The sequence below is a fragment of the Acinetobacter sp. 10FS3-1 genome (genome assembly GCF_013343215.1).
GTDB lineage: Bacteria > Pseudomonadota > Gammaproteobacteria > Pseudomonadales > Moraxellaceae > Acinetobacter > Acinetobacter lwoffii_C.
Genome location: NZ_CP039143.1, coordinates 427,325 through 450,721, shown reverse-complemented (window position 1 = coordinate 450,721; position 23,397 = coordinate 427,325). Strand labels below are relative to the sequence as shown.

General features: G+C 43.3%; 20 protein-coding genes. 14 read left to right on the top strand and 6 right to left on the bottom strand.

Annotated elements, in window-relative coordinates:
* Positions 1-34 precede the first annotated feature (34 nt).
* The 4 genes from E5Y90_RS02070 to tig all read right to left on the bottom strand — a co-directional run bounded on the left by E5Y90_RS02070 (position 35) and on the right by tig (position 4,384).
* Positions 35-751, bottom strand: coding sequence for a DUF2846 domain-containing protein (locus E5Y90_RS02070; RefSeq protein ID WP_174659267.1), 717 nt, complete (start codon positions 749-751; stop codon positions 35-37).
* 164 nt (positions 752-915) lie between these two features.
* The gene (clpX, locus tag E5Y90_RS02065; protein WP_174659266.1) at positions 916-2,226 is read right to left on the bottom strand and encodes an ATP-dependent protease ATP-binding subunit ClpX; all 1,311 of its coding nucleotides are present in this window, start codon (positions 2,224-2,226) and stop codon (positions 916-918) included.
* Positions 2,227-2,255: 29 nt separating this feature from the next.
* A complete protein-coding gene (gene clpP, locus E5Y90_RS02060; protein WP_151203363.1) occupies positions 2,256-2,861 on the bottom strand; it encodes an ATP-dependent Clp endopeptidase proteolytic subunit ClpP in 606 nt (201 codons plus the stop codon).
* Between the two features lie 191 nt (positions 2,862-3,052).
* The gene (gene tig, locus E5Y90_RS02055; RefSeq protein WP_151203362.1) at positions 3,053-4,384 is read right to left on the bottom strand and encodes a trigger factor; all 1,332 of its coding nucleotides are present in this window, start codon (positions 4,382-4,384) and stop codon (positions 3,053-3,055) included.
* A 268-nt stretch (positions 4,385-4,652) separates the two neighbouring features.
* On the opposite strand from tig, the gene E5Y90_RS02050 reads away from it, so the two are divergent.
* The 9 genes from E5Y90_RS02050 (at position 4,653) to rdgB (ending at position 16,605) form a co-directional block, all read left to right on the top strand.
* Positions 4,653-6,791: a TonB-dependent receptor domain-containing protein gene (locus E5Y90_RS02050; protein ID WP_174659265.1), complete on the top strand. Its 2,139-nt coding sequence runs from the start codon at positions 4,653-4,655 to the stop codon at positions 6,789-6,791.
* Positions 6,792-7,093: 302 nt separating this feature from the next.
* Positions 7,094-9,391 (top strand): TonB-dependent receptor, encoded by a 2,298-nt coding sequence (locus E5Y90_RS02045; RefSeq protein ID WP_174659264.1) that lies wholly within the window; start codon positions 7,094-7,096, stop codon positions 9,389-9,391.
* Positions 9,392-9,461: 70 nt separating this feature from the next.
* Positions 9,462-10,145, top strand: coding sequence for a Fe2+-dependent dioxygenase (locus tag E5Y90_RS02040; RefSeq protein WP_174659263.1), 684 nt, complete (start codon positions 9,462-9,464; stop codon positions 10,143-10,145).
* Between the two features lie 414 nt (positions 10,146-10,559).
* The gene (gene leuA, locus E5Y90_RS02035) at positions 10,560-12,257 is read left to right on the top strand and encodes a 2-isopropylmalate synthase (protein ID WP_151203358.1); all 1,698 of its coding nucleotides are present in this window, start codon (positions 10,560-10,562) and stop codon (positions 12,255-12,257) included.
* A 112-nt stretch (positions 12,258-12,369) separates the two neighbouring features.
* Positions 12,370-13,530 carry a homoserine O-succinyltransferase MetX gene (gene metX, locus E5Y90_RS02030; protein ID WP_174659262.1) on the top strand — a complete coding sequence of 387 codons (1,161 nt, stop codon included), beginning with the start codon at positions 12,370-12,372 and terminating at the stop codon, positions 13,528-13,530.
* Complete coding sequence (gene metW / locus E5Y90_RS02025) at positions 13,530-14,123, top strand: methionine biosynthesis protein MetW (protein ID WP_151203356.1); 594 nt, start codon at positions 13,530-13,532, stop codon at positions 14,121-14,123. The genes metX and metW overlap by 1 nt, the downstream gene beginning before the upstream one ends.
* Positions 14,120-14,710 (top strand): tetratricopeptide repeat protein, encoded by a 591-nt coding sequence (locus tag E5Y90_RS02020; protein WP_151203355.1) that lies wholly within the window; start codon positions 14,120-14,122, stop codon positions 14,708-14,710. Before metW ends, E5Y90_RS02020 begins: the two co-directional genes overlap by 4 nt.
* A gap of 308 nt (positions 14,711-15,018) precedes the next feature.
* A complete protein-coding gene (locus E5Y90_RS02015; protein ID WP_174659261.1) occupies positions 15,019-15,903 on the top strand; it encodes a LysR family transcriptional regulator in 885 nt (294 codons plus the stop codon).
* A 75-nt stretch (positions 15,904-15,978) separates the two neighbouring features.
* Positions 15,979-16,605, top strand: coding sequence for an RdgB/HAM1 family non-canonical purine NTP pyrophosphatase (rdgB, locus tag E5Y90_RS02010; RefSeq protein WP_174659260.1), 627 nt, complete (start codon positions 15,979-15,981; stop codon positions 16,603-16,605).
* Between the two features lie 99 nt (positions 16,606-16,704).
* On the opposite strand, the gene E5Y90_RS02005 is transcribed toward rdgB, so the two are convergent.
* A complete protein-coding gene (locus E5Y90_RS02005; RefSeq protein ID WP_174659259.1) occupies positions 16,705-17,586 on the bottom strand; it encodes a permease in 882 nt (293 codons plus the stop codon).
* Positions 17,587-17,733: 147 nt separating this feature from the next.
* On the opposite strand from E5Y90_RS02005, the gene tatA reads away from it, so the two are divergent.
* From tatA to E5Y90_RS01985, 4 genes are all read left to right on the top strand, one after another.
* Positions 17,734-17,952 carry a Sec-independent protein translocase subunit TatA gene (gene tatA / locus E5Y90_RS02000; protein WP_151203351.1) on the top strand — a complete coding sequence of 73 codons (219 nt, stop codon included), beginning with the start codon at positions 17,734-17,736 and terminating at the stop codon, positions 17,950-17,952.
* A gap of 9 nt (positions 17,953-17,961) precedes the next feature.
* Positions 17,962-18,402: a Sec-independent protein translocase protein TatB gene (tatB, locus tag E5Y90_RS01995; protein ID WP_174659258.1), complete on the top strand. Its 441-nt coding sequence runs from the start codon at positions 17,962-17,964 to the stop codon at positions 18,400-18,402.
* A complete protein-coding gene (tatC, locus tag E5Y90_RS01990; RefSeq protein WP_151203349.1) occupies positions 18,399-19,181 on the top strand; it encodes a twin-arginine translocase subunit TatC in 783 nt (260 codons plus the stop codon). The genes tatB and tatC overlap by 4 nt, the downstream gene beginning before the upstream one ends.
* 173 nt (positions 19,182-19,354) lie before the next feature.
* Positions 19,355-21,595: a PhoX family protein gene (locus tag E5Y90_RS01985; protein WP_174659257.1), complete on the top strand. Its 2,241-nt coding sequence runs from the start codon at positions 19,355-19,357 to the stop codon at positions 21,593-21,595.
* Between the two features lie 38 nt (positions 21,596-21,633).
* Here E5Y90_RS01985 and E5Y90_RS01980 read toward each other — a convergent pair whose 3' ends face one another.
* On the bottom strand, positions 21,634-22,413 hold the full coding sequence (locus tag E5Y90_RS01980; protein ID WP_174659256.1) for an NRDE family protein: 780 nt from the start codon (positions 22,411-22,413) through the stop codon (positions 21,634-21,636).
* 93 nt (positions 22,414-22,506) lie between these two features.
* Between E5Y90_RS01980 and lgt the strand changes: the two genes are divergently transcribed.
* Positions 22,507-23,316, top strand: coding sequence for a prolipoprotein diacylglyceryl transferase (gene lgt, locus E5Y90_RS01975; RefSeq protein ID WP_174659255.1), 810 nt, complete (start codon positions 22,507-22,509; stop codon positions 23,314-23,316).
* Positions 23,317-23,397: the final 81 nt, after the last annotated feature.

The following is a 23,397-nucleotide window of genomic DNA, read 5'->3' as shown; positions in this document are numbered from 1 at the left end:
ACCCATCTGGGTGCTTTTTTATGAACTGATGGTATTACCAGCTATGTGGATCCCAAAGTTTAAAAGGTGCAATCAGCTGTACATCAGTTGCAGGATCATATTTAGGCATCTGAATTTTTTGGGCCTTTTTACGCACCTTGCCAGTTTTCTGGTCTTGGGCAACAAAATTAAAGCTATGTGATTTGAGCTGGGTAAATGCAATTTCATTGAGCCCTACATTGTGCGGCATGAGCATCAAAGGCCCAGACATACTGCGGCGCGTATTAAAATTTTCTTCATCATATTTAATAAAATAGGACTGTCCCGCTTCAACACTGAAATCCAGATACTTGGGTTTCTGAAAATGTAAAGCGCCTAAAGGTCGGCTGCTACTCAGACGATAACTACCCGCCGGAAGCTCTACCCAGTAATAATGGTTGTGCAATAAACTTGAAATATGCTGCTGGTTAATAAACAGACTGGCTGCCACAATTTCCTGGCGGTTCCAGTTGGAATCTGGACGATATAAATATACGATCGCTGCATCAGTATGCTGTGGTTGAACGGTCTGGAAAGCTTGTCCCTGTTTCTGGTTAACCCAGCCGCCAATGCTCATCATACCCATACGATGCTGTTCGATAAAACCCGGCTTTTTTTCAAGATCAATATTTTTTAAAGTGCTGAGTGGCTGACTAGGCTCAACTAGGGCTTTTTTACCATGACACCCCATCAATACCAAACTGCTGATGAGTACTATTGCGACTCCACGCATGTTTATCCCTCACTGCGTTTTTCTTCTTCTTGCATATGCAGGTGCCCTGCTTTTTTATTTTAGGCGTCCACGCCCAGATGTTGAGATTAACACTCGGGTTTAGAATTTGGAAATAAAAAACGTGCGAAAACACGAAGTTTTCGCACGTTTCTGACGAATAGCAATCAGGCAGATCGACTATTTACTACCTTTAAATCAATCTTGCTGACCGGCTCTTCCTGAGATTGGGGCTGGCGTTCCGCCCTGAATTCCGGTGCAGCCTCTCCATTAATTACCGCCTCATTCACCACTACAGTGCCTACATCAGTGCGGCTTGGCAGATCATACATGGTTTCAAGGAGTGCGTTTTCCAGAATCGAACGCAGACCGCGCGCACCTGTATTTCGCTCAAGTGCTTTTTTAGCTATCCCCTGTAGGGCTGACTCCTCAAAGATCAGATCCACATCTTCCATCTCAAACAGGTGTTGATATTGACGGGTTAAGGCATTTTTTGGCTCTGTCAGAATCTGCATTAAGGCATCTTCATCCAGCTCATCCAGTGTTGCAATGACTGGCAAACGACCAATAAATTCTGGGATCAGACCAAACTTCACCAGGTCATTGGCTTCGACCTGACGGAATAGCTCAGACAGCTTTTTGCTTTCATCTTTATTACGTACTTCAGCCGTAAAACCAATACCGCCTTTTTCCTGACGCTGCTGGACAATTTTCTCTAAGCCAGAGAAGGCACCGCCACAGATAAACAGGATATTTGCAGTATCAATCTGAATGAATTCCTGCTGTGGATGCTTGCGTCCTCCTTGCGGCGGAATAGAAGCAACCGTACCCTCGATCATTTTCAGTAAAGCCTGCTGCACACCTTCACCCGATACATCACGGGTAATGGATGGGTTTTCAGATTTACGGGTAATTTTATCGATTTCATCGATATAGATGATCCCCTTTTGTGCCTTTTCCACATCATAATCGGCTTTTTGCAAAAGCTTTTGTACAATGTTTTCAACATCTTCGCCCACATAACCTGCTTCTGTGAGGGTCGTTGCATCTGCCATGGCAAAAGGCACATCTAGAAGACGGGCAAGGGTTTGTGCCAATAAGGTTTTACCTGAACCGGTTGGACCAACCAACAGGATATTACTCTTGGCAATTTCAATAGAGTCATCTGCTTTCTTACCATTGGTCTGTACTTTCAGACGTTTGTAATGGTTATACACTGCAACAGATAAGGTCTTTTTCGCCAGATCCTGACCAATGACATATTGATCGAGCGCTGCACGGATTTCATGCGGTTTCGGTAAAGGACGGTTCGCCCAGTCATTGGTTTCGACCTGCTGACTGGTTTGAACCAAATCTAAGCATACGTCCACACATTCATTACAAATGTATGCGTCCTCGCCTGCAATCAGCTTTCCGACTTCAGACTGCGTTTTACCGCAAAATGAACAATGCTTTTGTCCTTGAGGATGTTCGGACATATTTACTCCAATATCTCAATCTGTAAAACTTATGGACGTTTAGTAAGTACTTCATCCACAAGACCGTATTCTTTCGCTTGCTGAGCAGTCATAAAGTTGTCACGGTCAGTATCACGTGCCACTTTTTCATAGTCCTGACCACTATGCTCAGCCATTAAACGGTTTAAACGTTCTTTAATGAACAGAATTTCACGTGCATGAATTTCAATATCCGAAGCTTGTCCACGGAAACCACCTAAAGGCTGGTGAATCATGACACGCGCATTTTCAAGGCAATAACGCTTGCCTTTGGTTCCGGCATTCAACAGGAACGCACCCATTGAAGCCGCCTGTCCCATACAGTAAGTCACCACATCAGGTTTGATAAACTGCATGGTGTCATAAATAGCCATACCCGCAGTGACTGAACCACCTGGTGAGTTAATATACAGGTGAATATCCTTATCTGGGTTCTCAGCTTCTAAAAACAACATTTGTGCCACAATAAGATTGGCCATGTGGTCTTCAACTTCACCTGAGAGAAAAATAACCCGCTCACGTAAAAGACGTGAATAAATATCAAAAGAACGCTCGCCACGAGAGGATTGTTCTACCACCATTGGAACTAAAGCGTTTTCGATCATTGGAACATACATACGTTTATTTATTCCTAAATTTTTGTGACTTAATCCATACTCACAATATGAGGGATAATGACTGAAATTGCAAAATATTCGCTTGCAATTCCAAGATATTTTTTGCATTAGTTTTGTGAAAAACTGAATATCAGGTAAAATTACGCTATCAAAAAAAGGCGCATAAAGCGCCTTTTTATGACCAGCTAGGATTAGCCTTGTTGACGAGCTTGCTGCTCTTTCAATAAGTCTTCATAGCTTACAGTCGTATCAGTCACTTTAGCAGATGCCAGAATGTGATCCACTACCTGATCTTCAAGTACAACTGCTTCGATTTGAGCACGTTGCTGCTGGTCATTTTTGAAGTATTCGATGACTTCGTTTGGATCTTCATAAGAAGAAGCCATATCTTCGATATACGCATCTACACGCGCTTGATCTACTTCAATTTTCGCATCAGCCAGAACCTTGCTCACCAGTATGCCAAGTTTAACTGATTTTTCAGCTTGTTCTTTGAACAGGTCATCTGGAAGCATGCTTGAATCAAATGCTTTTGCACCTTGTGCACCAAACTGCTGCGTGAACTGCTGGATCATCTGTTGACGCTGACGATCAATTTCCTGAGCAACCATTGCAGCTGGAAGTTCAACTTCGTTTGCAGCTACCAGCGCATCAAAAGTCGCACCTTTCACTTGATTGCGTAGTCCATTTTTCACTTCACGTTCCATGTTTTTACGAACGTCAGCTTTTAATTTCTCTACGCCTTCTTCTGCAGAAACACCAAAGATTTCCAGGAATTCAGCATCAACTTCTGGAAGTTTTTGCTTTTCAACAAGTTTTACAGTGATTTTAAACTGAGCCTGTTTACCCGCAAGGTTTTCAGCCTGGTAGTCTTCAGGGAAAGTTACATCAATAACTTTCTCTTCGCCTTTCTTCATACCGATGATGCCATCTTCGAAGCCAGGGATCATACGGCCAGAACCCAATACCAGTTTAAAATCTTCTGCAGAACCGCCTTCAAACTTCTCGCCGTCGATTGAACCTTCGAAATCAAAAGTCACCTGCATGTCTTTTTTCGCCATGCCTTTTGTTTCAGCCCAAGAAGCACGTTGTTTTTGCAGGTTTTCCAGCATAGTGTCAACGTCTTTGTCATTGACTTCAGACGCTTTACGTTCAACTTCCAGGCCTTCGAATTTCACTTCAACTTCTGGATAAACTTCAACAGTTGCTTCATATACTAAAGCATCATCTTTCATCTCAGTTTTTTCGATATTTGGCATACCAACAGCATTGATTTTTTCTTGCTGGATCGCTTCAAATACTGTATCACGAATAATGTCGTTTACAACTTCCTGATAGATACCTGCACCGTATTCACGACGAACCACGTTCACAGGCACTTTACCTGGACGGAAGCCGTTGATCTTCGCAGTTTTAGCAGTACGTTTTAAACGAGCTTCAAATTGCTCATTAATACGGCTCGTCGGTACAGAAACATTTAAACGACGGGCAACGCCCGAAACCGCTTCAGAAGTTACTTGCATGGCTTCCTCTATATATTTGGTAATAACAGGTTTATAAAAAAATGTGCCACATTATATGACAACCTTAAAGGATATACAAAAAATACGCTCTTTTTCTAATTTTTTTAATTTATCTTCCCTGCCTCTCTTTTCTTCAAAGCGCTTTCTTCTTTTGTAACCTGCCTAAAGTTAATTATTTATTTTTATTGCAAATGATAAACATTCTTATTAATATTCTCTATCGAATTTAATACAAAACTCTACACTCTCTCAAACTGGAATTTTGGTTATGCATACTTTTACTCTTCGTCCTCTTGTTGGAGCCATTCTGGGAGTCACCGCAACTTCGATTGTTGCACAGACTACTCAGGAAGCTGCTCCAACAACTACACATCAGCTGTCAACAATTGTGGTTTCAGCATCGGGTTTTGAACAAGAGCTTAAGAATGCACCAGCTTCCATTAGTGTAGTGACAAAAGAAGATATTGAAAAGAAAAATGCGACCAGTATTGCTGATTTGTTAGCAGATGTTCCTGGTATCGATGTTCGTAATGGTGTGGGTAAAACCGGCGGCCTAAATGTCAGCATGCGTGGAATGGGAGCTGATGACACACTTATCTTAATTGATGGCCGTCGTCAAACAACTGCCAATGATAACATTATGCCAAATGGCTTCGCTGAAGCAGCTACAAGTTTTATGCCTCCTCTTTCAGCGATTGAACGTATTGAAGTCATCCGTGGTCCAATGTCTACCCTATATGGTTCAGATGCCATGGGTGGTGTGATTAACATCATTACTAAAAAAGTATCAGATGAATGGAATGGCAACATTACTGTCAGCGGTAATGTTATGGAAAATAATGCCGAAGCGGACTCTTGGAAAACCAGCTTCTTACTCAATGGTCCACTTGTAAATGAAAAATTAGGTCTGCAACTACGTGGTTCATATTTAGATCGTCAAAAATCTGAACGTATTGGTGAGGGAACTTCTCGTGATCCACGCCCAACAACTGCTGAAAACTACGATGTCGGTGCAAAACTGACTTTCCAAGCCGATAGTCAAAATTCCCTGTGGTTAGACGGCTTTCAATCCTCGCAAACCTATGACAATGCTGATAACCGTTTAGGTACACAAGACACTCCCCAAAAAGCCAGTGGTTATAAAGATGAGCTTGAGTTTTCACGCAACCAAGTGGCTGTAGGTCATGAAGGTGATTATAGTTTTGGTCTGTGGAAAACGTATATTAGTCACTCAGAAACCGAAACAGAAGGAAGAACCTTACCAAGCGATGCTTTCCCTAAAGGTAGCTCTGACCCACGCATTGGTTCTGACCGTACTTTAAAAAGTACTGATCTTGTGGCAGATAGCCATATAATTTCACAGCTTGGCGACCATAAAGTTACGGGTGGTTTAGAATTTAAGAAATCAGAAATTGAAGACAATATTGCTCATCACATTACGGGTAAAAATAAATTCGATAAAAACTCTTGGGCTATTTATGCAGAAGATGAATGGCGACTTACTGATCAGTTAGGACTAACATTTGGTGGTCGCTATGAAGATCATTCAGGCTTTGGAGGACACTTTAGCCCTCGAGCTTACTTAGTATGGAATACCAACGATATTTTAACCATTAAAGGTGGTATTACTACAGGATACAAAGCTCCTAGTGCTAAAGATCTTGAAAATGGTCTCGTTAATATGAGTGGTCAAGGTGAAACCTATGTTTTTGGTAATCCAAACTTAAAACCTGAGACCTCTACCAACTACGAACTCGGTTTTAATCTACAGCCGAACGACCAAATTAATTTCACAGCTACAGCATTTTATAATCAAATTGAAGATGCCATCATAAGCAACGATATTAGTGATCAAGCAATTTGTCCTGTGGATGAATGTTCGCAAGATATCAATGCCCAAGAAGCTAAAGTGTATGGCGCTGAGGCTAGTTTACAATATACGATCTTACCTGAGTGGGATCTCAAAGCCTCTTATACATACACTAAGAGTGAAGTGACAGATGGTGAAAACGAAGGTCTGTACTACAATAACAACCCTCGTGATGCCTTCAACCTGACCTCCACGTGGCATATTAATCCAGCACTTGATGTTTGGCTGCAACATGAATATAAATCAAGTCGTACACGCTTCTCAAGCATACCCACCTCAGGTGACAACTTTGAAATTTATAAAATGTATGGTAATAAATTCGCCGGATATAACTTATTTAATTTAGGTACTAGTTATACAGTAAATGATCAGTTACGCTTGAATATGTCAGTAAATAACTTATTAGATAAAGATTTTACAGAACATAAGACAGTCAATGATGTAACAGGTTATAAGTATTTATCAACTGGCCGTAGTACATCTGGTACCTACCTTCCAAGCCGCAACTACTGGTTATCTATTTCATATGACTTCTAATATTTAATTGATATTTCTTATAAAAAAACCCTGCTTAATGTAGGGTTTTTTTGTAATTTTCAAAATTTTTCTTAAAACCAACGCAGATCTAAATAAGTATTATTATCAATTAAATTAAAAGAAACTATCATATTTTTCAATTTTTATAAAATACATACACTTAACAACAAGTTGTTTATTTACTTCATTTACTTTTCTATTGGTCTGTTTTTTATTATCGTTAATACCAATCTTACAAATATAGAAATGATAATAATAATTACTATCATCTTCAAACCTAAATCAAGATAAATTCTTTTACCATGACTTACATAACAACACGCAAAAAGATCGTTTCCTCCGCGATTGCCTCTTCTTTGTCAATTGTAGCCGCGCAGGCAATGGCGGATGAAAATATCATCAAGCTTGAGACGATTCACCAGGAAGTGAAAGCTGAACAAGCGCCCAGCCTTAAAGTAGATCAATCTGCCAATAACAAATTTGTTGCGCCTTTACTTGATACCCCTAAGTCAGTTTCGGTCATTTCAAAACAGTTAATCGAAGATACACAAGTCACTACCTTAAGCGATGCCTTGCGTACAGTTCCAGGGATTACCTTGGGTGCAGGTGAAGGGGGCAACCCGAATGGTGACCGTCCGTTTATCCGGGGTTATAACTCTGAAAGTTCGATGTATGTAGACGGCGTGCGTAATGCCACTTCTCAAAACCGTGAAATGTTTGCGGTAGAACAAGTTGAAGTGACCAAAGGTTCTGCTTCTGCCATGGGCGGTGCAGGCACCACTGGCGGCAGCATTAACATGATTTCTAAAGTCGCTAAAGCGGGCGATTTTCTAGAAGGCTCAGTTGCTGGCGGTACAGATAATTATCAACGTATTACTTTAGATGGTAACAAAGACTTTGGTAATGGTATTGCGGCACGTGTTGCCGTGATGGGACATCAGAATGAAAAAGCAGGTCAAAAAGACGGTGCTGAATATAAACGTGCCGGTATTGCGCCAAGTATTGTATTTGGTCTGGACACCCCTACCCGTGCTACTTTAAGTTATTACTATTTAAAATCGGATGATACACCTGATTCAGGGGTGCCTTACTGGAATCCTGCAAACCAAACAGCGACTGGCAAGCCGCTCGATGTAAAACAAGGTATCTATTATGGCTGGAAAGATCGTGATTTCCAAAAGCAGGAAAATCAGATTGGCACACTTAAATTAGAACATGATTTAAATAACAATTTAACGCTGACCAATATTACCCAGTACTCAAAATCTAAAAATGACTATGTTTGGACTCAACCGGATGACTCTAAACTCAACATTTCTAATGGTAGCGTAGTACGTCGTGCCAATACCCGTATTACAGATACAGAAGGTTTTACCGATCAACTTTCTTTAACAGGTAAATTTAATACGGGTGCTTTAAACCATAGCTTTAATACAGGTGTGGAATATTCTCACCAAGAGTCTGATAAAGGCAGCTATAACCTGACAGATTTAGGTGTGACTACAACTACGCTTCCAAATGTTAATAACGAATTAAACTTAAATGCAACGAATGGCTGTTTAGGTCTTATTGGTTCAGCATCAAACTTCTGGTGTACGAGTGCCTATAATCCAAATTCAAATGATCCATGGTTAGGTTCAACCACTGCAAATCGTGGCATTTCGACCACTACCACTAAAAATACATCCGTATATTTCTTGGATAATATTGAGATTAATCCGCAATGGTTGTTAGATCTGGGTGTTCGTTGGGATAAATTTGATACCGAGCTGGTTTATAACAAAAACTCAGGTTCTGGTAGCAGTATGATTCCAGCAGGTACAAAAATCAGCTCAGATACCGACTTCTTTTCTTATCAAGCAGGTTTAACCTTCAAACCAACAGAAAATGGTTCGATTTACGCCAGCTTTGCCACATCAGCAAATCCTGTTGGCGTCGATGCAGGTGATGGTTCTGAAGGTATTGGAGCTGCTTACAGTAACCTTGATCCAGAAGAAAGCCGTACCTTTGAAATCGGTACAAAGTGGGATGTGTTAAATGAAAGACTGAATTTAACCGCTGCCGTGTTCCGTACTGAAAAACAAAATACACGGATTCAATTGGATGCTGCTACATATACCAATGGCGGCGAAACCCAAGTAGACGGTCTTGAGCTGGGCGTAAATGGTCAAATTACGGATAAATGGGCTGTATCTGCTGGTTATACTTATCTCGACAGTGAAACTGTGAATCCGGGCCCATCCTGTAACCGTCAAGGGGTATGTACACCTGACAACCCTGCCAAAGGTAAGCAAATGCAGAATGTACCTAAAAATTCTGCAACCCTTTGGACTACCTATGCTGTAACGCCTGCTTTAACTTTAGGTGCGGGTGCTGTTGCAATGGATAAAATTTATGGTGATGCAGCCAATACCAAGTGGGTTCCAGGCTATGTGCGTTACGATGCCATGGCACGTTATCATGTGAACCAGAATGTTGACTTACAATTGAATGTCAACAACCTGACTGATGAGCGTTATTTCACTAAAGCTTATGCCTCTCACTATGCAACCGAAGCAGAAGGCCGTAGTGCCGTGCTTTCTCTGAACTTCAAATACTAATTAAATCGGACTCGCATAGCTCTAGCATTGGGGCTATGCTCACTCAAACAAAATTATTCAGGTGTTTTTCGTGCTGCATCATATTCCAAATGTATTGAGCAAAGAGCAGGTACAGTATTTCCGCAAAGAAATGGCTCAAGTTGAATGGGTCAATGGCAAAGTGACTGCTGGCACACTGTCTGCTAGCGTCAAACAGAATCAGCAATTGCCTGAAGATCATCCCCTGACTCAGCACTTAAGTACGATTATTCTGGAAGCCTTGGGTCAGCATCCTTTATTTCTATCCGCTGCGATCCCGCTGGATATTATTCCTCCTCTGTTTAACCGCTATGAAAATAATGAAGCTTTCGGTTTCCATGTCGACAATTCGATCCGCCGTATTCGTGGTAGCAACGAGCGGCTTAGAACCGATTTATCCTGTACGGTTTTTTTAAGTGAGCCGGAAGAATATCAAGGTGGTGAACTGGTGGTCGAAGACACCTATGGCTATCATGAAGTCAAACTTCCCGCTGGCGATATGATTCTGTATCCGTCGACCAGCTTGCATGAAGTGACGCCGGTCACTTCTGGCTGCCGGGTCGCTTCATTCTTTTGGGTACAAAGCATGATTCGGGATGATGCAGAGCGCCATATGCTGTTTAATCTGGATCAGACAATTCAGAATTTAAGAATCGAGTTGGGTGATCAGCATGCTGAAGTTATAAAACTCACCAATCTTTATCATAACCTGATACGCAAATGGGCTGAGCTTTAGGTCGACCTAAGGCGAGTCCAGCAAGCTATAAAGCACCCTAGTCTTTTATTTTTCAAACTGATTCAGTAAAATATTAGCCAGACTGATAGAATCAAAGAAAAACCCACAACAATAAAAGCCAACCATAAAATATTTTTTCACTTTGAATGGTTTACAAGAAAATATTTATTAAGATACAACTAAAATCTATAAAAAAAGCAAAAAAATTTCGCCCTAACTGGATTAAACTCTGGGGTATAGGGTAATCATGCAGCAGTCCCGCAAATCCAGATGACGATATTCCAAAAATATTCTGGGCTTTTTTCCTGACGTTGACCTTCTGCATGAACACAATTATAGACAAAATCTATGCCGTAGTTCCCGCGACCGCTTCATCCAAGAGCACGGTACGCCAGACTACAAAGGAGCTCTTTCATGATGTTGGCAGATCCAAGTAAAAAATATCGTCGCATGTATCAACGTGTCGATCTTCCAGACCGTCAATGGCCGAATAATGAAATCACCAAGGCCCCAATCTGGATGAGTACCGACCTGCGTGATGGTAACCAGGCGATCTTTGAGCCAATGAACATCGAGCAGAAGTTCAAAATGTTCCAGATGCTGGTCAAAATCGGTTTCAAACATATTGAAATCGGCTTCCCATCTGCATCGCAAATTGATTTCGATTTTACCCGCAAATTAATTGAAGAAAATCATATTCCGGACGATGTCTACATTGAGGTGTTGGTACAGGCACGTGATCATTTGATTCAGCGTACTTTTGAATCTTTGCAAGGTGCAAAACGTGCGATCGTGCATATCTATAACTCGAATTCGCCGACCTTCCGTCAAAAAGTCTTAAATGTTGATGTTGCTGGGGCCAAGCAGCTTGCCATTAATGCCGCAAGCAAAGTTAAAGAATACGCCGCCAAACAGCCTGAAACCGAGTTTGTTTTTCAGTACAGCCCTGAATGTTTTACAGCAACTGAATTGGAAGTGGCTAAAGATGTTTGTGATGCAGTGACTGAAATCTGGGAAGCTTCTCCGACCAATAAAGTGATCTTGAACTTGCCGGCAACAGTTGAGGTTTCAGGTCCTAACGTCTATGCCGACCAGGTAGAATGGATGCATCGCAATATCCAGCGTCGTGACGGCGTGATCATTTCGGTGCACTGCCACAATGACCGTGGTTGCGGTATTGCAGCTTCTGAATTGGCCATTATGGCCGGGGCTGATCGTGTGGAAGGCTGTGTCTTTGGAAATGGCGAACGTACCGGTAACGTCGATGTGGCTGCGATTGCTTTGAACATGTATACCCAAGGTGTTGCACCGAACTTGGATTTCTCCAACATTAACGAAATTATTGCCACTGTTGAAGAATGTACCGGTTTGCCTGTACACCCACGCCATCCTTATGCTGGTGATTTGGTCTTTACTGCCTTTTCCGGTTCGCATCAGGATGCGATCAAAAAAGGTTTTGAGTTCCAGAAAAACGAAGAAATCTGGGATATGCCATATTTGCCAATCGACCCGAAAGACTTGGGCCGTGACTATGATGCAGTGATCCGGGTTAACTCACAATCAGGGAAAGGCGGGATTGCCTATTTGTTAGAATCCAACTACAACGTGACCTTGCCACGTCGTTTACAGATTGAATTCTCGCAAATCGTCCAGCAAAAAACCGATGAAGACGGTACAGAGATTTCTGCTACTGAAATCTGGAAATTGTTTAAAGAAACCTATGTGGCTGCTAAAGATGCCCATTATTCAGCCAAGAACTATCGTTTGTCTGATGAAAATGGCAGTCAGGTGATTGAACTTGATCTTGAGATTGAAGGTCAGTCTCGTCATGTACGTGGCCAAGGCAATGGTCCGATTTCTGCGATCTTAGATGCGCTGCAACTGCCAATTGATGTTGTAAGCTATGAAGAGCGCAGCATCAGTTCAGGTGCCCATGCCAAAGCTTTGGCCTTGATTGAGCTTCAAGTCAAAGGTACAGGCAAGTCTGCATTCGGTGCCGGAGTCCACGACAACATTGTGACCTCTTCAATTGAAGCCATTATTGCCTGTACCAACCGCCTGATTGAACAGGGAGTATTAAGCACTGATCAGGTGATTGCTGCAGCGGTCTAAGCTACAGTATAAGAATTAACTATCATTCATAGCATTAAAATGACTTTTGAAGGATACCTGCAAATGGTATCCTTTTATTATTCATATTAAAGTTTTAAGGCGAATCATTCCCGTGTCTTTTCCAGCAGACTCAGTGGGCATTGTAGTCCCACAAAAGTTCCAATTTGAAGAGCCGTTAGAGCTTGAATGCGGTCGCATCCTCCCACGTTTTGAACTGATGGTTGAAACTTACGGTGAACTCAATGCCGATAAGTCCAATGCCATTCTGATTTGTCATGCCTTGTCAGGCCATCATCATGCAGCGGGCTATCATCATGAAGATGACAGGAAACCCGGATGGTGGGATGCCTGTATTGGTCCAGGCAAAGCCATCGATACCAACAAGTTTTTTGTGGTGGCGCTCAACAATATTGGCGGCTGTAGTGGTTCGACCGGTCCTATCTCTCCTAATCCAGAAAATGACAATCGCCCGTACGGTCCAGACTTTCCACTGGTAACGGTACGGGACTGGGTCAAGACTCAAGCCATCCTGTCTGACCGTCTTGGTATTCAGGTCTGGTATGCGATCATTGGAGGATCGCTCGGTGGCATGCAGGCCCTGCAATGGTCGGTGGATTATCCAGACCGTTTAAAGAAATGTGTCATTATTGCCAGTGCTCCAAAGCTTTCGGCACAAAATATTGCGTTTAATGAAGTAGCGCGCCAGTCGATTCTATCTGATCCGGATTTTAACAATGGCCGTTATCTGGAACATGACAGCTATCCAAAACGCGGGTTGATTCTGGCACGGATGGTGGGTCATATCACCTATCTGTCCGAAGAAGCCATGAAACAGAAGTTTGGCCGTGATTTAAAATCAGGCAAATTTATGTATGGTTTTGATGTCGAGTTCCAGGTAGAAAGTTATTTGCGTTATCAAGGTGAACAGTTCAGCCGCAACTTTGATGCCAATACTTATCTGATTATGACCAAAGCGCTGGATTACTTTGATCCTTCACGTGAATATGAACAGTCTCTGGTTAAGGCGATGGCACATACCCAGTGTCAATTCCTGGTGGTGTCTTTCTCTACGGACTGGCGTTTTGCGCCTGAGCGTTCACAAGAAATCGTGGATGCTTTAATTACCAATCATAAACCGGTCAGCTATTTAGACATTAATGCTGAGCAGGGCCATGACTCCTTCTTATTTCCAATTCCGCTGTACGTTAAATCCCTGCGTGCATTCCTGGGTGGTGAAGAACACCTGAAAACAACCCCGCAGGAGGCTGTGTAATGCGTATTGACCAACAACTTGCTGAACGCTGGATCAAGCCAGGCTCACGTGTTCTGGATCTCGGCTGTGGCGATGGTGAATTGCTCGCGCACATGAGCAAAAAACACAATATTCGTGCGTATGGATTAGAAATTGATCAGGAAAAGATTGCAATTGCAATCAGTCGCGGGTTAAATATCATCCAGCAGGACTTAAATCTCGGTTTAAGCCGTTTTGCCGATCAGTCTTTTGACTATGTTGTAATGGCACAGGCCTTACAGGCCGTAGATGCACCAGACGTATTACTGCGTGATATGGTGCGCGTAGGTAAACAGGCGATTATTACTTTCCCGAACTTTGCCCACTGGAGAACCCGTTCTTTTCTGGCTTTAAAAGGGAAAATGCCGGTTTCGGAGGCTTTACCTTATATGTGGTATGACACGCCCAACATTCACCTATGCACCTTCCGTGACTTTGAAGCTCTTTGTGCGGAAAATAATATTAATATTATTAATCGACTCGCTGTAAATGGGAATCAACAGGACAGCTTGCTCAGCAAGCACCTTCCTAATCTGTTTGGTGAAGTCGCAATTTATCGAGTGAGCGCTCTATGAAAAAATTATTAATCACTACGACGCTACTGGCGGGACTTTTTAGCTTAAATGCCCATGCAGATTATGTTGCGCCAAGCCCATCGGTGGCAAGCCAAGCCGCCCAATATTCAGTTATGGACATTAATAGCCTGATTAAAGCTGCCAAAGCCGGTCAACCAGGAGCACAGTTCTATCTGGCGACTAAATATCAGTATGGCAAAGACATTCAAAAAGATGAGCGTCAGGCTTTTAGCTGGTATAAAGCTGCTGCGGATCAAGGCTTAGCCGTAGCCCAGCTAAATGTAGGCCGTATGCTAGCAGATGGCATCGGTACTAAAAAAGATGAAACGCTTGCCCGCCAGTATTTTGAAAAGGCAGCTAGCCGTGGCGATAACCGTGCCAGCTTTAACCTTGCCATGATGGAAGAGAAAAAGAAAAATTATATGGGCGCCTATCAGTGGTATGAGCTTTCTACCCGTGACGGCATGCTGGACAATAAGGTTATCAGTCTTTCTGAAGGCAAGAAAACGGCTCTGGCAGCCAACCTGACTCAAGATCAAATCCGTCAGGCACGTGACCGTGCAGACAAATGGATTCAGGCACAATAAGCTGGATTTACAAAAGAGCACCTTCGGGTGCTTTTTTATGGCCTGAACTATTGCCCAAAATGCTCAGGCACGTCCTCAAAGAGATTTTTGTAGCCAGTTTTTTGCTGAAACTGAGCATCCAGCTGTTGAAAAAACAGCACTGTCAGCCCTATCGTCAGATAAAGCAAACCTTGTTTAAAAAAAGCTGCCATAATTTTAACACTGCATAAACTTAAATCATTCATGCATTAGAATGAAAAACCATCATCATGTAAAATGATTCTTAGAGATAGCTATTATCTATTTTTGAGATATTTTGAGATAAAAGTATGCAGTTAAAATCCCTGGAAATTTTTCTGACGGTTGTTGAGCTGGGAAGTTTTTCTCTGGCTGCCAACAAACTGTTTACGGTTCAATCCAATATCACCAGCCACATTAAAAAACTTGAGTCCGAGCTAAACACTGAACTGCTGAACCGTAAAACACCAGTCAGAACGACCAGAGCTGGCGAACAGCTGCTCACTTATGCCAGAAAAATTCTGTCCCTGCATGATGAAGTGAAAAGTATTTTTATTGAGGAAAAGCCCTATCTTTCGCATCCGATCCAGATTGGCAGTATGGAAACTACTGCTGCTGTCCATCTGCCGCAGATCTTAAACAGATTTTCTGCAAGCTTCCCTGCCCTATCCTTCAGCTTGCAGACCGCCCCCAGCCGTACACTGATTGAAGCCGTACAGAATGCTCAGCTGGATTGTGCCTTTATTGCCAGTCCTGAGCCAGTGCATGGTTTGTATAATCTGCATCTGTTTACAGAACAGCTGGTGGTGGTAACTTCAAAAAATACCATGCAGCCCTTGACTGCCGCAACGCTCCAACAACAGAAATTTCTCGCATTCCGCCAAGGATGCAGTTACCGTCGTGTCATCGATTTATTTTTACAGAGTCGACAGCTCGCCGTTTGTCATATTATCGAAATGGGTAGCCTGGACGGTATTATGAGCTGTGTCAGCATGAATATGGGAATGGCAATTTTACCGCGTTCCTATGTTGAGCAGTCACATTTTAGAAATGCAGTAGACGTTTTGGAAATTCATGAGCCTTTTGCCACCATGAACACCTACTTGATTGCAGATCAACCGGCTTGCTGGAGCAGCAATTTAAAGCATCTGGTGAAGCAGCTCACCGCCTCAAAAGATGAGGTGGTACAAATTTAGGTAAAATTAGCGACTTTAGATTGAATTCGGTTAAAATCACCTGTTCCGTATTTTCAACTCATAAGTGGCGAATATATGTCAGCTCAGGCTTGGTTATCTCAGGGAACCTTGGTACTTGCAAGTAACAACAAAGGTAAAATTGCTGAATTTGAAAAACTGTTTGCAGAGTTACAACTGCCTGTCGACGTCGTTCCACAAGGTCAGCTGAATATCGAAGATGCGGTCGAAGATGGGTTAAGCTTTGTAGAAAATGCCATTATTAAAGCCCGTCATGCAGCAAAGATTTCAGGCAAACCTGCGATTGCCGATGATTCCGGTATTTGTGTGCCTATATTAGGCGGTGCACCGGGAATTTACTCGGCACGTTATGCAGGCGAACATGGCAATGATACAGCTAATAATGAAAAGCTGTTAAGCAAACTCAAGCCGCTGCGTAAAGAAAATGAAGTCATTGACGGTATGTTTGTTTGTGTATTGGCGCTGGTCCAGCATGCCGAAGATCCACTACCACAAATTTTTCAGGGCATCTGGAAAGGTGAAATTCTGGAAGTTCCTCGTGGCGAAAATGGTTTTGGTTATGATCCCCTGTTCTGGCTACCTGAATTGCAGTTGTCCAGCGCAGAAATGAATAAAGAGGAGAAAAATAAAATCAGTCATCGTGGTCAGGCCATGCAGCTGTTTAAAGCCAGTCTAGAGAAATAAGCGAGCACAACAAAGCCCTTCTTCCCTTTGAGGAGGGCGTTAGAAAGCGATAAATAAGCCCTTTCTTATTCAAACCATGTCCCGGTATTGATCGAATATTTATAAACCCGGCACCCAGATATGCAAGATCATGCCATAAAGCGCGATGAGTATGGCACTGGCAATTGTTCCTGACGCAATATATTTGGCTGAATGGCCTGTACCCTGATAATGCGTTTCTAGCGCCACAATATTGGCCGCAGGCGGTAATAAAAAATACATCAGCATGACGGCATAAATAAGGAGTTGAGGTGGAATCGGCAAAGTGAAATAAGCGGCTGCTGTCAGTCCCAGCGCAAGTATAAAGCGGCCACTGATAAGCAGCAGGCTACGTTGCAGATCTCGTAAATGAATCCGCACTTTACTCAGCCACATGCCTAAAATGCACATTCCGCTAAAAGTCACCAGTACTTTATTGGCCTGATACCCCCATTGCACGACCGGATGCATTTCATAAGCCCTCAAGTCCCAAAACGACAGGACTGCGGCAATACTCAAAGCAATAACAGGTGGAGAGATCAGGACATTTTTAAGAATAAATTGGGGAGTCTGCCGTGTGGAGCTGACGGCCAGAATAGCCGCAACATTGCCAAACAGTGAACCCCCAATATACAGCGCCACAATCGTACTACTGGCCTTAGGTCCAAAAACGGCCAGAGCAAAAGGAAAACCCAGCCATACCCCATTTAAATAGCTAAAACACAGGGCACGGAGTTTATCTTTACTTAAAGCATAAAACAGGCTGAATAGCAGAATGGAACTGAATACGCTAAAGCCAAGCAGCCACAGGCTGCCTTGCTGATAAAACACCATGTTATAAATGATAACGAGTGGAATCAGCACCCGGGCCAGCATTGCTGCCATGAAGGGGCGAAGGGATTTTAAATATTGAACGCCCCAATATCCGGTTAAAAAAGAGATCAGAGGCAGAAGCAGCGCCATACCCGACAGGACTCATTTGTATCAATGTAAAAAATCCTATCATATTCAGTCTTGCTTCTTCTCTTGTCTTCAAAAAGAAATATAACCGTCACCTCTGAGTCATAAAAGCCTGTTGAGATAGAGCCATAATATAAAGAGGATAAAATGATGGCTGGATTATCAATTTGGCATGTACTGATTTTTGCAATTGTGGTGATTTTATTGTTCGGTACATCAAAGTTAAAAAACCTGGGCAAAGATGTAGGTGGTGCAATCAAGGATTTTAAAAAGTCAGTGAAAGATGAAGAAGCTGAACAAGCGCAGCTGCAACAGCCACGCACGATTGATGCACAAGTAAAAACACCTGAAAGTTCAGTCAAAAGCTAAGAGACTGCCATGCTCAATATTGGAATGACCGAGCTGTTTATCTTCGGGATCATTGCACTTTTGGTGCTGGGGCCGGACAAGCTACCTGAAGCTGTACGTTTTGTCGGCAAATGGTATGGCAAAGTTAAACGTACCGTCAGCAATATTCAAAATGACCTGGATCGTGAATTGCGTTTATCGGAACTGCGTGAACAAATGCAGGCAGAGATGAAACGTATTCAGGAGCTTGAAGCAAAAATGCAGGCACAAATACAGAATTTGCAAAAACCGCTTGAAACCGATCAGGTGCAGCACAGCATGACTCGAGATCAATCAACTCTCAGCTATAAATCTTTAAGTTATGAACCTTTAAAAACCACCCTTCCTGCGGTGTACTTGCCCTCTCGCAGTCAACCTAAAACCACTGTAGACCACCCCCAACAATATCTGGATATGAAGGTAGCCGTATGAGTTCCTTGCCTACTGCCCATTCCGAAGCCATTCCTGAACAGCCGCTGCTTGAAGAGATGCCCATTACCCAGCATCTGGTCATTCTGCGCAAATACCTGTTTAAAATTGTGGCGGTGCTGATCGGCCTGTTTTTCTGTTTATTGCCATTTGCCAATTCTACCTATCAGCTTTTGTCTGAGCCTCTACGTGCACAGCTTCCTGCCACATCGACCATGATTGCAACAGATGTGACAGCGACATTTATGGCGCCCTTTAAGCTTAACTTTTTTCTGGCATTGATGATCACTATGCCTTTTATTCTGTATCAGTTGTGGTCCTTTATTAAGCCTGCTCTGTATGCAAAAGAAAAAAGTCTGGCACTGCCGCTACTTTTGGGCAGTATTATTCTGTTTTATCTCGGAATCAGTTTTGCTTATTTTGTGGCCTTACCTTCGATTCTGCACTTTTTTATCAGTGTAGCCCCTGAAACTGTTGCTCCCATGACGGATATTAACAGTTACCTCAATTTCTGTTTAAAACTGTTTTTGGTTTTTGGCCTGACTTTTGAAATCCCGATTATTACTCTGGTGTTAATTTTAATTGGAGTGGTGAGTACCGAACAGTTAGTTGAAAAACGCAAATTTATTATTGTCGGATGCTTTTTTGTGGCCATGTTCGTGACGCCACCCGATGCCTTGTCGATGATTATGCTGGCCATTCCTATGTGGCTGTTATTTGAGACTGGGCTGTTGACCGGGAAGCTGATTGAGAAAAGACGTTTAAAAGATATCGAGACCTAAAGAATCAATCGAGAATAAAAAGAGGCGGCTACAACCGTCTCTTTTTTATTTTTAATTCCAATAACTTATTTCACTTTATTGCAATATTTCCTTAAGCGTACTGTCATATAGTAGGCTTATGGTATGAAACAACTTCAACACAACTGAACACTTGATTTTAACAGGACTTTCAAATGCAAAATAAAGAAATGATACCTTGTCAGGACCTTACCGAAGATAGCAATACCTCAAATAATACCCATTTCCAAACGATTCTGAATCAATATATCAACCGTCGCAGCTTTATTGCTAAAACAGGCAGCGGCGCCATGGCTTTGGCATTTGCAGCGTCTGTAAGCGGTTGCTCTGATGACAACGATGATACCTCTTCTGGACCGACCCCACCTAACCCAGATAAAGAAAATGATAAGCATGTATGGAGCGACCTGGCGCAACGTCCAAACAAGCTGTCTTTTGAAGCGGTTAAAAAAAATACCCAGAACTTTTTTAGTGTGCCTGAAGGCTACGAGCTTAATGTTCTGTATGCTGTTGGCGATCCGATCAATAGCAGCTATCCTGAAAAAACAGATTCTGAATTACCTTCAGGTCCATCTTACCAATTCCGCGCAGGTGATAACCACGACGGGATGTCATTCTTTGGCATGGACCCAACCAAGAAAAATTACTCATTAAAAGAATCAAAACAAGGTTTACTGGTTTTAAACCATGAGTATCTACAACAATCTGAGTTACATACACCAGTAGGTGTGATTACAACAGAAGATGGCAAACGTCCTGAAGAGCAGATTATTCGTGAAGTAAATGCTCACGGTGTTTCAGTCATTGAAATTCAGAAAGATCCAAACACTCAAAACGTAAAAATTAATTTGAACTCCCCATTTAACCGCCGTATTACCGCTGCAACAGAAATGGAACTGCGCGGACCGGCACGTGGCTCAGACCTGGTCAAAACCCGCTTTTCACCAACGGGGACATTAACCCGTGGTACTTTTGCCAACTGTGGTAATGGGTATACACCTTGGGGCACTTATTTGACTGCCGAAGAAAACTGGAGTGGTTACTTCTCTCGTGATGAGGGTGATGTACGCCCAGATAATGAACAAGTTGCTTTAGCACGTTATGGCCGTGGCAAGTCTTCAGAAAGTCAATACCTTTGGGATAAGACAGATGCGGAACTCACAGGCGATCGTGATCTGTATGACCGCTGGAACATTACGGCTGATCCGAATGGCAATGCTTTAAGTGACTACCGTAATGCTATAAATACCTGTGGCTTTATTGTTGAAATTGACCCTTTCAGTGCAAACACTCGCCCGGTTAAGCGTACTGCACTCGGCCGTTTTGCTCATGAAGATTGCCGCTCTAGTAATCCGATTGTGGGCCAGCCACTTGCATTCTATATGGGTGATGATGCTACGGGCGAATATATCTATAAGTTTGTCTCTGAAGCCGTTTGGGATCCTAAAGATGTCAATGGTGGCTATGCCGCAGGTGACAAGTATATGGATAAAGGAACCCTGTACGTTGCACAATTTAAAGAAGATGGTACAGGCCAGTGGGTTGAGCTAAGTTATGGTAAAAATGGTTTAGATCATGCCAATACTACTTATTCTTTCAAAGATGCAGCAGATATTGTGGTCCATGCTCGTCTGGCCGCCGACCATGTGGGTGCAACCAAAATGGACCGTCCGGAATGGGTGGCGGTAAACCCTGAAAATGGCGAAGTCTATGTTACCCTGACCAACAACAGTAACCGTGGTCGTGCCTACCCAACGGATGCTGCAAATCCGCGTAGTTATGTCGATTTCAAAGGTTCAAGTGCCAGCAATTCAGGCAATATGAATGGTCATATCATCCGTTTCCGTGAAACTGATGACACTGTCACTGCCACTACGTTTACTTGGGACATCTTCCTGTTTGGCGCCGAAGCACGTGCCGCTTCAAACATCAACCTGTCTGGTCTGGATAATCTCAATGACTTTTCTAGCCCGGATGGCATGTGGTTCGATCCACGCGGTATCTTATGGATTCAAACTGATGATGGCCAATATACCGACGAAACCAACTGTATGATGCTTGCTGCACTTCCTGGTTCCGTGGGTGATGGCCATAAAGCCTTTGCTGCAACCACCAAAGAGGAAGGACAAGAAACTTTTGTCGGTGCGCAGTTAAGCAATGATCGCGTACGTCGTTTCCTTGTTGGCCCGTCAGGTTGTGAAATTACCGGTGTTACCATTACCCCGGACTACAAAGCAATCTTTGTTAACGTGCAGCACCCGGGCGGCGCATGGCCTGCTAACCAAAGTGAGCGTTATAGCCGCTTAGGTAAAGTACCTCGCTCTGCCACTGTGGTGATTACCCGTAAAGATGGTGGTGCAATCGCAGGGGAAGCACTGGAAACAGCCCAGGCTTAATCCAGAGCTCTCAAAAATGCCGACAAATGTCGGCATTTTTATTGCAGTGTGATGATTTTCTCTACCACTTGTCCTGCCATGTCACCTTGCTGGGATTTTTCCAGCCATTGCCACTGCCCCCTTTTCACTCTGAGGAAGTTCGAACAACGGGTGCCGTAAGTCGGGCTTTGAATAAAAGTCGAAGACAGCAGCTGTTCCATTTCGACCGAGATCCCGGTTTGAGGTAACAGATCTGGAATCACTTGGCGTTCATCTTCCAAGATATCCCAAGCTGCATCATACAGCTCTGCTTCCGAAATACGGTCCTGTTGCAACATCGGCAGAAACTCCTGGGTAAAGCGCTTACGCAAATGGCGGTTTTTTTGCCAGTCTTCTGTTATCAGTCCATTTGAGACGACATACACCCCATGCGCCAGCACTTGTGGTGCTTCACCCCGATTGCTCATATACACCGCTTGATGCTGATCGCCCATAAACAGGTTAAAACCGGCATAATCACATTGATGCTTTTCCAGTTCCCGGGCAAAACGGATTGGCGGCAGCTCTGATTCCAGAAATTTTTGAATAATATGCCCGCGTGAGGTGGGATAATGATTCTGGTCCCGTCCATCACGAAAATTGGTAATCACTGCCCATCTTCCTGAAGCGGTAATGCCCATCCAGGTCCCGCCAGACTGTAAGTCCTGCCCGGCAATAATCGGACTATGTTCCCATTCATATAAAGCATGCGTTGGACGCTGATAGAATTCATCACGATTTGAAATCAGGCAGACCGGGGTATCTTCCAGTACCTGCCAGGCTAAGGCCACTATACACATAATTGCTGCTCTCGATCTTTACACATTGAATGTACAACATTTTTCTTATCTTTCAGCTAAAATCTGTTCAAAACAGAATCACAAGGAACAGGAATGCTGACCTATCCAAATATTGATCCCGTGGCAATTTCGCTCGGGCCCTTGCAAGTCCACTGGTATGGACTGATGTATCTACTGGCCTTTTTATTTGCCTGGGGACTGGCAACCTACCGTGCCAAACAGCGTGGCTGGACCTCGGATATGGTGTCTGACCTGATTTTCTTTGGGGCGCTGGGGGTCATTATTGGGGGCCGGGTCGGTTATGTATTTTTCTATGGCTTTTCCCAGTTTCTGGAAAACCCTCTCTGGCTGTTCCAGATCTGGACCGGTGGCATGAGTTTCCATGGCGGCTTCCTCGGTGTGATTTTAGCCATGCTCTGGTGGTGCAAGAAATATAACATGACCTGGTTCCAGACCCTGGATTTTATCGCACCTTGCGTACCGACAGGTCTGATGTTTGGCCGGATTGGTAACTTTATAGGCAGTGAACTGTATGGCCGCCAAGTTACAGATCCAAACTTTGCCTGGGGCATGATTTTCCCGACAGACCCCTTGCAGCTGGTACGTCATCCTTCACAACTCTACCAAGCGCTGTGTGAAGGTCTGATTCTCTTTGTTGTGTTGTGGTGGTTCAGCGCTAAGCCACGCCCACGCATGGCAGTATCGGCACTGTTCCTGATCGGTTATGGCCTGGCGCGCTTCATCGTCGAGTTCTTCCGTGAACCGGACAATGGCCAGCTGTTTATTGGCTGGATGAGCAAGGGACAATTCCTGAGCCTGCCAATGATTCTGATTGGCCTCTGGATGATGTGGTATGCCTACCAGAAGAAAATTTATGACTGGGGTCCTCAGAAAAGCTGTTAATTAGACCCACAACATTGCGAGGCAGCGGCCTCGCTTTTTTATTGAAAAAATATGCTAAAGTAGTTTTTGTCCTTTCATTCC

Coding starts and splice junctions, on each gene's coding strand:
- E5Y90_RS02070 (WP_174659267.1), bottom strand. CDS start 751: ATGCGTGGAGTCGCAATAGTACTCATCAGCAGTTTGGTATTGATGGGG.
- clpX (WP_174659266.1), bottom strand. CDS start 2,226: ATGTCCGAACATCCTCAAGGACAAAAGCATTGTTCATTTTGCGGTAAA.
- clpP (WP_151203363.1), bottom strand. CDS start 2,861: ATGTATGTTCCAATGATCGAAAACGCTTTAGTTCCAATGGTGGTAGAA.
- tig (WP_151203362.1), bottom strand. CDS start 4,384: ATGCAAGTAACTTCTGAAGCGGTTTCGGGCGTTGCCCGTCGTTTAAAT.
- E5Y90_RS02050 (WP_174659265.1), top strand. CDS start 4,653: ATGCATACTTTTACTCTTCGTCCTCTTGTTGGAGCCATTCTGGGAGTC.
- E5Y90_RS02045 (WP_174659264.1), top strand. CDS start 7,094: ATGACTTACATAACAACACGCAAAAAGATCGTTTCCTCCGCGATTGCC.
- leuA (WP_151203358.1), top strand. CDS start 10,560: ATGATGTTGGCAGATCCAAGTAAAAAATATCGTCGCATGTATCAACGT.
- metW (WP_151203356.1), top strand. CDS start 13,530: ATGCGTATTGACCAACAACTTGCTGAACGCTGGATCAAGCCAGGCTCA.
- E5Y90_RS02020 (WP_151203355.1), top strand. CDS start 14,120: ATGAAAAAATTATTAATCACTACGACGCTACTGGCGGGACTTTTTAGC.
- E5Y90_RS02015 (WP_174659261.1), top strand. CDS start 15,019: ATGCAGTTAAAATCCCTGGAAATTTTTCTGACGGTTGTTGAGCTGGGA.
- rdgB (WP_174659260.1), top strand. CDS start 15,979: ATGTCAGCTCAGGCTTGGTTATCTCAGGGAACCTTGGTACTTGCAAGT.
- E5Y90_RS02005 (WP_174659259.1), bottom strand. CDS start 17,586: ATGGCGCTGCTTCTGCCTCTGATCTCTTTTTTAACCGGATATTGGGGC.
- tatA (WP_151203351.1), top strand. CDS start 17,734: ATGGCTGGATTATCAATTTGGCATGTACTGATTTTTGCAATTGTGGTG.
- tatB (WP_174659258.1), top strand. CDS start 17,962: ATGCTCAATATTGGAATGACCGAGCTGTTTATCTTCGGGATCATTGCA.
- tatC (WP_151203349.1), top strand. CDS start 18,399: ATGAGTTCCTTGCCTACTGCCCATTCCGAAGCCATTCCTGAACAGCCG.
- E5Y90_RS01985 (WP_174659257.1), top strand. CDS start 19,355: ATGCAAAATAAAGAAATGATACCTTGTCAGGACCTTACCGAAGATAGC.
- E5Y90_RS01980 (WP_174659256.1), bottom strand. CDS start 22,413: ATGTGTATAGTGGCCTTAGCCTGGCAGGTACTGGAAGATACCCCGGTC.
- lgt (WP_174659255.1), top strand. CDS start 22,507: ATGCTGACCTATCCAAATATTGATCCCGTGGCAATTTCGCTCGGGCCC.